The following is a 12,161-nucleotide window of genomic DNA, read 5'->3' on the forward strand; positions in this document are numbered from 1 at the left end:
AATTGACGAGATAACAGCCGATTAGGGTACCGGTGAGCGCCGAAACGCTCACCGGCTCTCTGCCAAAGCCTAAAGGAAAGAAGGTGTGAACGATGAAAAAAGGATTGCTTGGAAGCCTATGTTTTCTCGTCAGTTGTTTTTGGTCGACCGGCCAAGCAAGCGGTCTCGACGACGAAGTCGCATTCGCTTCCGAATCGTATGCGGCGGTTGGGAGCGGCGATTTGGGCGAGGAGCGGGCCCGCGAGGGCGTGGACGATTTGGCGTTCGCCCGCGGCGCGCTCAAGGCGACAATGGCTGGTAACACTGCAAATACCAGTAATATGACCACATATAACAGTATCGATGGCAGCGCGTTCACCGATGCTGGCGGAATCATATCGGTCATTCAAAACACCGGAAACAACGTAATCATTCAAAATCTCACGGACGTCAACGTCACCATAACGCCATGAGCGAAAGTACCGGTCTTTTTCGTTCAAGTCTTTTGCTCGTTCTCTGTGTTATGAGCACGGTGTCGGAGGTTCGCGCCGGCTCCGTGCAGTTTTTCGATGGAGTGGCGGGGCCGGGATTCTATAACATCGGCACAACGAGCTACGCGGAGAGACGGTTCAAGACCATTCTGAAGCAGCAGTATGATTTCAGCTGCGGCTCGGCAGCGCTGGCGAGTTTGCTGTCATTCCATTACGAAGATACGGTCGGCGAATTGGAAGTCTTCGGCGACATGTGGGAGCATGGCGACCAGCAGAGAATACAACAGCAAGGTTTTTCCTTGCTGGACATGAAACAATACCTCGAACGCCGAGGGTACAAGGCTGACGGTTACAAAATCGGCTTGGAGCAGCTGGCTCAGGCGAAGGTGCCCGCGATTACTATTATCAATAATAAGGGCTATTTGCACTTCGTCATCATAAAAGGCACGAACGACTCCGCTGTGTTGCTTGGAGATCCGGCCATGGGTTTGAAAAGGGTGGATCTTCAGACGTTTAGAGAATTATGGGACAACCGCATCCTTTTTGTTATTCGAAATAAAAAGAATATTGCGGGCAAATATTTCAACAGCGGTGAAGAATGGGCTTTGAGTCCGAAAGCCCCATTGGGTATGGCAGTCGATAATGGTAGTCTCGCCTCCTTCAACCTGCTACAACCGGGAAGATATGATTTTTAGAAACAAGGAGTAATATCATGATGTCGGCCAAGGATGTTCGAGCATCGAAGAAATTCGATGTCATGCGGCTGGTTTTGAGTGTCATCTTTCTTGCTTCGATCCCTCAAGCAATAAAAATCTGTGCGGCAAGTGGGCAGGGAGGCATTGAGTCGCTTCCCGGCTGGACAGCGGCCGAGGACGCAGAGCTTGATGAGTTGCGTGCCGGGTTTGTGTTGGACAACGGGATGGTTGTTGACTTATCCTTGGCCACATCCGTATTTGTCAATGGACAAGAACAGTTTTCGGACCGTTTCGCGCTGGCCGACGATTTTTCCATCGATCAGTTGCGCGGAGTGGCCGTAAATAATGGTCCCAACAATTTCGCGATGTCGGATGCTGGGACGAACAACATGGCAGTTATTCAAAATACTATGGATAATCAGATAATAACTATGATGCGGTCCATCGATTTAACCATTTCAAATGTTAAGGGTATGGATTTTAACGGTTTTGGACCGTACGGCGGTGGATTCGCTCCATAATATCTAAAGCAGCGGCTTATTTATAGGGAGATATAATTACATAGGTTCTTGTAATAATAGGGAATATTGTCCTGTGTTGTATAATCAAAAGGAAGGGAAAACAGATGGAACTAACAGCTGGGATTTCTCGAATCGAAAGGGTGTTTCCGGCCAATCAGGCCTGGGGCGATTCTAGGGATTTAATCTTGCTTCAGCCGGGTTGGGCTGACTCGCTCGGTCTGGCGAAGAGTCTCGCTGAAAAGGGCTGGAAGGCTCACATCTCGATGGATACGCGAGATGCGATAAGGCATCTCAGATCGAGCAAGATCTATGTCGGTGTCGTCCTGCTCGATGCAAGTTTCAGTGAGGAAACGCAAAGCGGGCTATTGGAAGTAATCAATGAAAGCTCGTCTACCGAGTGGATTGCGATCGTCGATCCAGGGAGTATGGGTTCTATTGAGCACGCCTCTTTTTTGAGCTCTTTCTTTTTCGATTTTCATACGACCCCCGTAGATGTCCGTAGACTGGCATATTCGCTTGGGCACGCTTACGGCGCGGCAAAACTGGCGGAGGCCAGTCGCGGAGAATTTCGTCTAGCGATCAATCAGAGGTTTGGATTGATCGGGTCCAGTAAAGCAATGTCGCTGGTCTATGAAAATGTCCAAAAAATCAGCCGGAGTGATGAGCCGGTAATCGTTACCGGCGAGACCGGGACGGGCAAGGAACTCATTGCGAGGGCAATCCATGGCTTGTCGTCCAGGGCGGAAAAACCTTTCATCGCCGTGAGCTGCGGCGCCATTCCCGACACGCTAGTGCAAAGCGAATTCTTCGGCCATAACAAGGGAGCGTTTACTGGCGCGGTCGAGGAGAGAGTAGGGCATTTCGAAGCCGCAGCTGGCGGTACCGTGTTTTTGGACGAAATCGAAAATCTCTCTCCGTTGGGGCAAGTCTCACTGTTAAGGTTTTTGCAGGAAAAGGAGTTAACTCCCCTCGGTTCTAAAGAATCACGTCCGATAGATGTAAGGATTATTACTTCGGCAAGCCCGAACTTGCGAGAAGCGGTGACTGCCGGCGTAATCAGAGAGGACTTGTTTTATCGTCTCAATGTATTGCAGATCGATGTACCGCCGTTAAGAAAACGGGATACCGACGCAGCTGAAATCGCGGAATATTTCGTCGATCGATTTAATCAGGGGAAGCGGCGGAATTCGAAGCGTCTGTCGAAAAAAGCGGTTTCGGCAATTCTCGATTATTCATGGCCTGGAAACGTGCGGGAGTTGATGAGTTGCGTGAATCGAGCTGCCGTTCTTTCCACAGGTCGTCTGATTACCGAGGTGGATTTGGGGCTATCCCGTCCGGCGAAATTCAGTGGAAGAACGCTTAGAGAGATAAAAGCGCAAGCCGTCGAACAAGCCGTGATGTCTGCGTTGTCGGAATCCAAAAGTATTACCAGCGCGGCACGCCGGCTCGGAGTTTCCCGCGTGACGCTATATCGCTTGATGGAAAAGCATTCCATTACGGTTCCCGGCGTTGAGCATGTCGCCGGATAAGTTATCGTTGGATCATCTAAATATGTTTGTTTATTATCGAATAATATATTAATGATGAACTGATAAAATACGCCTTATGATTTATACCGCCATATCTGCCGCATGATTTGGGCCGATATCGGATCTTTAACGCCTCACGACATGAAAGACTTAGATCATCGTCGAGGCATTTCCTTTGCGTCCAAGATATTCCCGTCATTTATTTATGGCGGGCAGGGCTATTTTTCTTTTAATCAAGGCTTTATTGGTACACGCATATCCTTCGAAAATAACTTGCCAAACCAGTCAAATTAAAGTACGTTCTGTTACGTCACAAAAATAAGACATGGACCCAGGGAGGGTACGTCAGTGCGTGTACTAGTTATTTCCTCGATTTTTGGGGTATTTCTAGTTTCCGACTGTTTGGGAGCGGAAATCACCGATATAAGGTATGGAGAGTCGGTCGATGCGCTTAGGCTCGAGATAACGGCTTCGGATTATGTCTCGGTGCAAGCTTCCTTTTTGGATGGCCCGGATCGCTTGGTTATCAAGTTTCCCGGCGGCCGAATCAGCAGAACACTCCCCCAACCTCCTCGGGATCATCCCCTGTTTTCGCGCGTAATCAGTGGTTCAGAAAGCGATGACGATTCGCGCCTGATCGTCGACTTAAAACAGCCCGCGACTTTTACCCAGTTTTGGGAGCCGGTTTCCTATGGGGCTTCGCCCAAGCTTCTGGTGGATTTTCCGAAGCCCGCATTGGCGGCGCGTGCGGGCCAAGCGCCGGGCGTTAAGAGTGCGGGAAAATCGAGAGCCGTTCTTGTGCCTCAAGGCAAAAAGGCTGCCGGTGACGCGGCGAAAGGCAGCGAAATCGAGCAGTTGCGGCGGGCCTTAGCCGAGCAGCAACGGATACTGGATCTTCAGAAGAAAGCGTTCGAGGATCAGCAACGAAAGCTTCAAACCCTGCAAAACCAGCTCGAACGTATAGCCGGCGGTGCGCCCGCCAAACAGACTGCAACAAACCCCGGTACGGCACAAGCAGCACGAATCAAGGACCAGCCTCCCGGACCCGTCAAAGTTGCCGATAACCGACAGCCGGCTATGCCCAAGGGTCCGGTCGGACAAGCTCCGGAACCGGAGGCGAAGCCGAAGCCCCCGGAACTGCCCAGGATCTCGGAGACCGTAGGCGGCGTGTTGACGCCGAAGGGCCACCTGATTGTGGAGCCATCGCTGGAATACAACTACGCGAGCAACAATCGGGTTTTTCTTGACGCGTTTACGTTTGTTCCGGCCATTGCCATCGGATTGATCGATCTTAGAGAAATCGACCGGCATACGTTTATCGGTGCGATTACCGGCCGCTACGGCGTAACCGATCGCCTCGAAATCAGTGGCCGCGTACCTTTCCTTTACAGAGAGGACATGCAGCGATCGAGAGCTGTTTCAATCGGTGCCGGAGTGGATGAGACCTTCAATGCCGATGGATCCGGTTTGGGCGATATCGAGTTTACGGCACGGTATCAGTTTAATGGCGGAGCCAACGGTTGGCCGATATTCGTGGGAAATCTCGCAACTACCATTCCCACAGGAAAAAGTCCCTACGATGTGGACTATGTGCTGGCTCAGGGTGTGCCGGGCGCCCGCTTTCCGACAGAGCTCCCGACCGGCTCGGGTTACGTTAGTGTTCAGCCGAGTATTACGGCGCTCTACCCGACCGATCCGGCCGTGTTTTACGCAAATCTCAATTATGGCTACACCCTCGAGACTGATGAGGATGTCGGAACGATCGATCCCGGCGACTCGATAGGAGCAAGCTTCGGGTTGGGGTTCAGCATTAACGAACGATCATCCTTCAGCATCGGATACTCGCATAAGCACGTATTCGATACGGAAGTGGACGGAGAATCCGTTTCCGGATCGAGTTTGGATATCGGGGAGTTCCTTTTGGGGTATTCGTTCAAACTCACCAGAGACACCAGCCTAAATCTATCGGTAAGCATCGGAGCCACGGAAGATGCGCAGGACGTCAAGCTGACCTTGAGATTGCCGATGTCCTTTTCGCCTTTTAATTGACTTTCGTGAAACCGTTTCAAGCTTGAGCGTCGTATTCTTGCCGGTGAAGAAGGCGACCGGCGCCGGCATGCTGTACTTCATCCTGGACCTTTGTAGAATGGCCCTTTGACTGGGATCTGTGCATTGGCATGAAAAATAATGAACCGTATGTCGGAATACATAATGACCGCTACGGCGGTATGACGGATATCGGCCGCATCATTCGGGACGCCTGGGCATTCGGGCTGATTCCTGAATCCGAGACCTGTGAGGGATGGCAAGCGGGGGGCATCGAGAACTTGTGGGAAAAGGTTCAGCAAACCTGGGACCAGTACGGATTTTCGGTGCACAACTTTCCGGAGGAGCTTCTCCAGAAATATCTGCGCATTCAGGAGGAGGCGATTGCTCGGGCAAAAGCCTTGGGCTGGAACCCCGATCGCGATTTAGAAGACGAATAGCAGAAGCGGAATCGGAGTGAAGATATGCACATCGTCTGTCCTTTCTGCATGACCGTAAACCGCGTTTCGCCGGAGCGGATTAGAGATCGTCCGAAATGTGGGCGTTGCCGCCAAGAAATCCTTAACGGGCAGCCGGCAAATCTGACCGAGAGGGATTTCGAAACCTATATTGGAAGAAGTGATTTGCCTGTCGTAGTGGATTTTTGGGCGAGTTGGTGTGGACCGTGCAAAATGATGGCGCCGGTGCTCGATCAGTTGGCGAGCGAATTGGCTGGGCAAGTGTGTTTTGCCAAGGTCGACGTCGATTCGGAAAGCGCTCTTGCGGGACGATTCAATATTCGCAGCATTCCCACTCTATTGATGTTCGACGGCGGAAAAGAGGTCGATCGGGCGATGGGCGCAATGAATGCGGCCAATCTCCGGAATTGGATTTTGTCCCGTTGATCGGGCTCGAATCGCGCCGGTAGCAAAAAAGAGGGCGTCCGAAGACGCCCGCTATAGACATGACAAGAGGCTGCCAAATTAAAGATGGTAGGCGGTTTCTCCATGTTCGGTCGTATCGAGCCCTTGACGCTCGATCTCTTCCGTGACCCGAAGCCCTATCAGCATGTCCACGATCTTGTAGGCGATGAGAGAGACCACCCCTGACCAGATGACGACGGTTCCCACGCCCCAAGCCTGGCTGATGACCTGGGCCATCATGTCGTATTCGCCGACGGCATTGGCCACATAATCGTATACGCCGGCGCCTCCGAGGTCGGGAGAGGCGAATATGCCGGTTCCCAACGCGCCGATGATGCCGCCGATGCCATGAACCCCAAATACATCGAGCGAGTCGTCATAGCCCAAGATGTTTTTCAAGCTGGTCACCGCCCAGAAGCAGACGGCACCGGCAATCAGGCCGAGAACGATGCTGCCCATAGGACCAACGAAGCCGCAGGCCGGTGTGATGGCGACGAGCCCGGCGACTGCGCCCGACGCGGCACCCAACATGCTGGGCTTGCCTCGAGCGAGCCATTCGGCCGACATCCAGGCCAAGGTCGCTGCTGCGGTCGCGAGCAAGGTATTGGCGAAGACTAGCGCGGCGATGCCGTTGGCTTCCAGGTTCGATCCGACGTTGAAGCCGAACCAGCCGACCCAAAGCAGCGATGCGCCGATCATGGTCATCGTTACGCTATGAGGTGCGATAAATTCCTTCTTGTAGCCGATGCGCTTGCCGATCAATAGGCAGCCGATCAGTCCCGCTATGCCGGCGTTGATATGCACCACGGTACCGCCGGCGAAATCCAGTGCTCCCTTTTGAAAAAGAAAACCAGCCGTCGCGCCGGCGGCTTCGGCGGCGGCGGCATCCGTGTACGCATCCGGGCCTGCCCAAAACCAGACCATATGGGCCATCGGAAGATAGGAGAACGTGAACCACAAAACCATGAACAGCAGTACTGCGGAAAACTTCACGCGTTCGGCGAACGAGCCGACGATCAGTGCCGGGGTGATACCCGCGAAAGTTGCTTGGAATACGATATAGACGTATTCGGGAACATAGACGCCTTTGCTGAACGTACCGGCGAGCGATTCCGGCGTCACGCCCTTCAAGAACAGTTTACTGAACCCGCCGAAGAAGGCGTTTCCCTCCGTAAACGCAATGCTGTAGCCGTATATCGCCCATAACAGCGCCATTAGCGAGAAAATCACGAACACCTGCATGAGAACGGACAGCGTGTTCTTGGCGCGGACCATGCCACTGTAGAACAAGGCCAGCCCCGGAATGGTCATCAAAATAACCAATACGGTGGCTACGATCATCCAGGCGACGTCTCCTTTATCGGGGACCGGAGCGGGGGCTTCTTCGGCGAATGCAATTCCTGTGAAACACAGCGACATGAACAGGAAAAGGGCGATCTGGATTCGTTTCATGTTGTTTTTCTCCTTGATTAAAGGGCTTCCGCTCCGGTTTCACCGGTACGGATACGAATGACTTGCTCAAGGTCGAGCACAAAAATTTTGCCGTCGCCGATTTTTCCGGTATTGGCCGTTTTGGAGATGGCATCGATCACGGCTTCCAGCTGCTCGTCTGTTACCGCGACTTCGAGCTTGACCTTGGGCAGAAAATCGACGACGTATTCAGCGCCCCGGTACAATTCGGTATGTCCTTTCTGTCGGCCGAATCCTTTCACCTCGGTAACGGTGATGCCGGAAATGCCTACATCGGACAATGCCTCGCGGACGTCGTCCAATTTGAACGGTTTTAGAATCGCGGTCACAAATTTCATGCGAGAGTTCTCCTATAGAATGTGCGGACGCCGCCTTCGATTCGACGCTGAACCGGCGAAGCCCTGCTCAGTGTTGAGGCGTTCTTCGACCAAGAAGCAGGACCTGTGCCAAGCTTTATGTTGTGCGGTGGGCTTGGCAAAAAATGAAATTGTCAAGATGGCAGACGCTAAAAATGCACCATCACGGAGCGTCTGATTTGGCATGCACTCTGACGGTGCATATCGACGGGAGTGCGTCCGACTGGACGCTCACCGCGTTACTCGGCTATGCTTTTCGATATGTTTGATAAAACCACTCTAAACGATCTCGCTCGGCGCCTTGCCGAGGCGGTACCGTCCGACTTCCTCAAATTGCAGGACGATTTGGAAAAGAATTTCCGCGCAATCCTTCAAGCCTCGTTCGCCAAGATGAATTTGGTCAGCCGGGAAGAATTCGACGTGCAGACCGCCGTTCTCGCGAGAACGCGGGAGCAGTTGGAACGACTGGAAGCTCAAGTCGCCGAGCTGGAAAAGCAGATCGTCAATCGATAATTCGAACGGACGAGGAATTCATGTCCCTGGCCGTCGTTTTCACTCGGGGCAGGCAAGGTATCGCAGCGCCGTTAGTCACCGTCGAGGTGCATATTTCCAACGGTTTACCGAGCCTTTCCATCGTCGGCCTTCCGGAAACCGCGGTGAAAGAAAGCAAGGATCGGGTCAGGGGCGCGCTTCTGAACTGTCAGTTCGAATTTCCCCTCCAGCGAATCACCGTGAACATGGCGCCCGCCGACATTCCGAAAGAAGGCGGCCGGTTCGATCTCGCGATCGCGCTGGGCATCTTGGCGGCGTCGGGACAAATCAGGAGCGATGCTCTCCGGGAGATCGAGTGCGTAGGTGAGCTTTCTCTGGGCGGGGAATTGCGCCCCGTCAGCGGGGTATTGCCGGTCGCGATTCAGGCGAAGCATGCGGGGCGTACGTTAATCGCGCCGAAGGAAAACGCGGGCGAAGCGGCTCTTGCAGAGGGTGCGAAAATTCTCGCGGCACACCATCTTCTCGAGGTATGCGCTCATTTGAATGGCCAGCAACAGATCCCGTTCGAATCGAACGAGGGGGCATCGGTTGGCCTGGAGGAACTCGCCGATTTCGCGGACGTGCATGGGCATTATCACGCCAAGCGAGCCCTGGAAGTCGCCGCCGCCGGAAAACACAATCTGATAATGCTCGGACCTCCGGGAACCGGCAAATCCATGCTGGCGGCTCGATTTCCGAGTATTCTCCCGCCTTTGACCGACGACGAAGCGTTGGAAAGCGCAGCCATCGGATCGGTCAGCGATTTGCCTTTCGATCCGAGACGCTGGCGCATTCCTCCGTTCCGTTCGCCGCATCATACGGCTTCGGCCCCTGCTTTGGTGGGCGGCGGCGGCAATCCCAAGCCGGGAGAAGTCTCCCTGGCTCATAACGGCGTGCTTTTTCTCGACGAGTTACCGGAGTTCGACCGCAAGGTGCTCGAGGTTTTGAGGGAACCGTTGGAGACGGGCTGTATCACGATTTCCCGTGCTGCGCGCCAGGTCGATTTCCCGGCCCGGTTTCAGCTCATCGCCGCGATGAATCCGTGTCCGTGCGGCTATTTGGGCGACGCCTCCGGACGCTGCCGCTGCACGTCGGAGCAGGTTCAGCGTTATCGCGCGCGGATTTCCGGACCTTTGCTCGACCGCATCGACATACACATAGAAGTGCCGCGCGTTTCTAAAGAAATGTTGCGTCATGGCGCGCCCGGCGGAGAGCAGAAGAGCGCCGACATTCGCCGGCGGGTGATCGCGGCTCGGGAAGTGGCTCTGCAGAGGACCGGAAAGCCGAATGCCTCGATGGCGCCTCAAGAAGTCAAGCATTACTGCCAATTGACCGACGATGGACACCGACTGCTCGAGCAGGCCACCGAAAAGCTCGGATTGTCGCATCGCGCCTATCACCGCATTCTGAAACTCGCTCGCACCATCGCCGATCTCGCCGGCGAGGACAAAATCGCCGTTCCGCATCTCAGCGAAGCCATTGGCTTCCGGCGGCTCGACCGTATCTCTTCGGCCGTTTGATGGTCTCTCAACTGAATCCGCAGCAGCTCGCTGCCGTGACCACTTTGGATTGTCCCTTGCTCGTTCTTGCAGGGGCGGGCAGCGGCAAAACGCGGGTGATCACCGAGAAAATCGCGTATTTGGTCAAGCACGGCACCCCGGCGAAGCACATCGCCGCTCTAACCTTTACCAACAAGGCGGCGCGGGAGATGAAGAGCCGCGTCGGCAAGCTGCTTTCCGACAAGGATTTGCGCGGCCTGACGGTGTCCACCTTCCATTCGCTGGGCCTCGAAATCTTGCGCGAGGAGCACGGCGCGCTCGGCCTCAAGAAAAATATCTCCATTTTTGACGAGCACGATCGCCTGGCGCTGACCAAGGAACTCATCAAGCACGGCTCGGAAAGCTGGGATATCGACGAGGCGGAAAGCTATATCTGGCGCATCGGCCGGTGGAAGAACTTATTCGTGACCCCCGAGCGGGCTATCGCGGAAGGGCAGGGCGATGCACAGCCCGCCGCTCAGCTGTACGCCGAATATGTCCGGCACATGAAGTCCTACAATGCCGTCGACTTCGACGACCTGATTCTCCTTCCGGTGCTCCTGTTTCACGAGCATGCGGACATCCTCGACAAGTGGCGCAACCGGATACGCTATTTATTGGTCGATGAATACCAGGACACCAATCTGACCCAGTACGAATTGGTTAAGTTGCTGACCGGCAAAGTCGGCCGTTTTACCGTGGTCGGCGACGACGATCAGTCGATTTACGCGTGGCGCGGGGCGCAACCTGAAAACCTTGCCCAGCTACAGCGCGATTTTCCGCGGCTCAAGGTCATCAAACTGGAGCAGAACTACCGTTCGACCGGACGGATCCTGAAGGTCGCCAACAAGCTCATCGCCAACAACCCCCACGTATTCGAAAAGCGCCTGTGGAGTGCGCTGGGATACGGCGATCCGCTGCGCGTGCTCACGCATAAGGAAGAAGTCGCCGAAGCGCGGCAGGTCGCCTCCGACCTGCTGCATCACAAGTTCCGCCACGGCACGCGTTTTCAGGACTACGCGATCCTGTATCGCAGCAACCACCAGTCGCGGCTCTTCGAGCGCGCGTTGCGGGAGCACGCCATACCTTATTTCATCAGCGGCGGAATGTCTTTCTTCGGCTATGCCGAGATCAAGGACATCATGGCCTATCTGCGATTGCTGGTGAATCCGGACGACGATGCGGCGTTCCTGCGCGTGGTCAACGTTCCCCGCCGGGAGATCGGGCCGACAACCCTGGAAAAACTCGGCGCCTATGCCAACCGGCGCCACATCAGTCTGTTTTCGGCCTGCTTCGAATTCGGGCTTCAGCAGTCTCTCGGCGAGACGGCGATCCAGCGCCTGCGCCACTTCGCCGAATGGATTACCGATGTCGCCGATCGCGCCCAGCGCGGCGACACCTTCGCCGTGATCGACGATTTCATCGTCAAGATCGGGTATGAAAACTGGCTGAGGGAGACCAGCAACAGCGAAGACGCCGCCCGCCGCAGGATGGGACAGGTACGCGAACTGATCGATTGGCTCAAACGCATCGCCAAGGACGACGAAAAAGAAAAGAGTCTCGCGGAAGTCGTTTCCCGAATTCTGCTGCTCGACGTTCTGGAGCGCAGCCAGGAAGAAAACGCCGGCGACCGTGTCAACCTGATGACGCTGCACGCGGCGAAAGGATTGGAGTTCCCGTACGTCTATCTGGTCGGAATGGAGGAAAATCTATTGCCGCACCAGACCAGCATCGAAGAAAACACGATCGAAGAAGAACGCCGCCTGGCCTACGTAGGCATCACCCGCGCGCAGAAGCATCTGACTTTAAGTTATTGCACGCATCGCAAACGCCACGGCGAAATCGTGGATTGCGAGCCCAGCCGTTTTCTGAACGAACTGCCGGAAGAAGAGCTCGAATGGCCGGAACGGCGCGCGCTCGATCCCGAACAGAAAAAAGAACGGGCCATGGACAGCTTTGCCGCCGTCCGAAGTCTATTAAACCGATCCTGATTCCTGTAAAATGCGCGGCATGCGCCCGTAGCTCAGTTGGATAGAGCGTTGGCCTCCGGAGCCAAAGGTCGGACGTTCGAGTCGTCTCGGGCGCGCCATTTGAAACAAGAAC

At 54.7% G+C, this 12,161-nt stretch carries 12 protein-coding genes and 1 tRNA gene; 11 read left to right on the forward strand and 2 right to left on the reverse strand.

Annotated features, from left to right (window positions below; genetic code table 11):
- Positions 1-92: 92 nt before the first annotated feature.
- The 7 genes from B2A78_RS22645 (at position 93) to trxC (ending at position 6,145) form a co-directional block, all read left to right on the forward strand.
- Positions 93-452 carry a hypothetical protein gene (locus B2A78_RS22645; protein WP_077732323.1) on the forward strand — a complete coding sequence of 120 codons (360 nt, stop codon included), beginning with the start codon at positions 93-95 and terminating at the stop codon, positions 450-452.
- Positions 449-1,165 (forward strand): C39 family peptidase, encoded by a 717-nt coding sequence (locus B2A78_RS22650; RefSeq protein ID WP_205780879.1) that lies wholly within the window; start codon positions 449-451, stop codon positions 1,163-1,165. The genes B2A78_RS22645 and B2A78_RS22650 overlap by 4 nt, the downstream gene beginning before the upstream one ends.
- Positions 1,166-1,182: 17 nt before the next feature.
- The gene (locus B2A78_RS22655; protein ID WP_077732324.1) at positions 1,183-1,686 is read left to right on the forward strand and encodes a hypothetical protein; all 504 of its coding nucleotides are present in this window, start codon (positions 1,183-1,185) and stop codon (positions 1,684-1,686) included.
- Between the two features lie 104 nt (positions 1,687-1,790).
- The gene (locus B2A78_RS22660) at positions 1,791-3,215 is read left to right on the forward strand and encodes a sigma-54 dependent transcriptional regulator (protein WP_077732325.1); all 1,425 of its coding nucleotides are present in this window, start codon (positions 1,791-1,793) and stop codon (positions 3,213-3,215) included.
- 348 nt (positions 3,216-3,563) lie between these two features.
- Positions 3,564-5,264 carry an AMIN domain-containing protein gene (locus tag B2A78_RS22665; RefSeq protein ID WP_077732326.1) on the forward strand — a complete coding sequence of 567 codons (1,701 nt, stop codon included), beginning with the start codon at positions 3,564-3,566 and terminating at the stop codon, positions 5,262-5,264.
- 128 nt (positions 5,265-5,392) lie between these two features.
- Positions 5,393-5,701 carry a hypothetical protein gene (locus tag B2A78_RS22670; RefSeq protein WP_077732327.1) on the forward strand — a complete coding sequence of 103 codons (309 nt, stop codon included), beginning with the start codon at positions 5,393-5,395 and terminating at the stop codon, positions 5,699-5,701.
- A gap of 24 nt (positions 5,702-5,725) precedes the next feature.
- Positions 5,726-6,145: a thioredoxin TrxC gene (gene trxC, locus B2A78_RS22675; RefSeq protein WP_077732328.1), complete on the forward strand. Its 420-nt coding sequence runs from the start codon at positions 5,726-5,728 to the stop codon at positions 6,143-6,145.
- A 78-nt stretch (positions 6,146-6,223) separates the two neighbouring features.
- Here the strand turns inward: trxC and B2A78_RS22680 are convergent, their stop codons facing one another.
- Together B2A78_RS22680 and glnK are read right to left on the reverse strand one after the other, a co-directional pair.
- Positions 6,224-7,615 carry an ammonium transporter gene (locus B2A78_RS22680; RefSeq protein ID WP_077732329.1) on the reverse strand — a complete coding sequence of 464 codons (1,392 nt, stop codon included), beginning with the start codon at positions 7,613-7,615 and terminating at the stop codon, positions 6,224-6,226.
- Between the two features lie 17 nt (positions 7,616-7,632).
- Positions 7,633-7,971 carry a P-II family nitrogen regulator gene (glnK, locus tag B2A78_RS22685; RefSeq protein WP_077732330.1) on the reverse strand — a complete coding sequence of 113 codons (339 nt, stop codon included), beginning with the start codon at positions 7,969-7,971 and terminating at the stop codon, positions 7,633-7,635.
- 279 nt (positions 7,972-8,250) lie between these two features.
- Here glnK and B2A78_RS22690 point away from each other — a divergent pair, with 279 nt between their 5' ends.
- From B2A78_RS22690 to B2A78_RS22705, 4 genes are all read left to right on the forward strand, one after another.
- Positions 8,251-8,502 carry an accessory factor UbiK family protein gene (locus B2A78_RS22690; RefSeq protein WP_077732357.1) on the forward strand — a complete coding sequence of 84 codons (252 nt, stop codon included), beginning with the start codon at positions 8,251-8,253 and terminating at the stop codon, positions 8,500-8,502.
- Positions 8,503-8,522: 20 nt separating this feature from the next.
- A complete protein-coding gene (locus tag B2A78_RS22695) occupies positions 8,523-10,040 on the forward strand; it encodes a YifB family Mg chelatase-like AAA ATPase (protein ID WP_077732331.1) in 1,518 nt (505 codons plus the stop codon).
- Positions 10,040-12,049 carry a DNA helicase Rep gene (gene rep / locus B2A78_RS22700; RefSeq protein ID WP_077732332.1) on the forward strand — a complete coding sequence of 670 codons (2,010 nt, stop codon included), beginning with the start codon at positions 10,040-10,042 and terminating at the stop codon, positions 12,047-12,049. The genes B2A78_RS22695 and rep overlap by 1 nt, the downstream gene beginning before the upstream one ends.
- Positions 12,050-12,070: 21 nt before the next feature.
- Positions 12,071-12,147 (forward strand) — tRNA-Arg (locus tag B2A78_RS22705).
- Positions 12,148-12,161: the final 14 nt, after the last annotated feature.

It is taken from the genome of Methylocaldum sp. 14B (assembly GCF_002005105.1).
Classification (GTDB): Bacteria; Pseudomonadota; Gammaproteobacteria; order Methylococcales; family Methylococcaceae; genus Methylocaldum.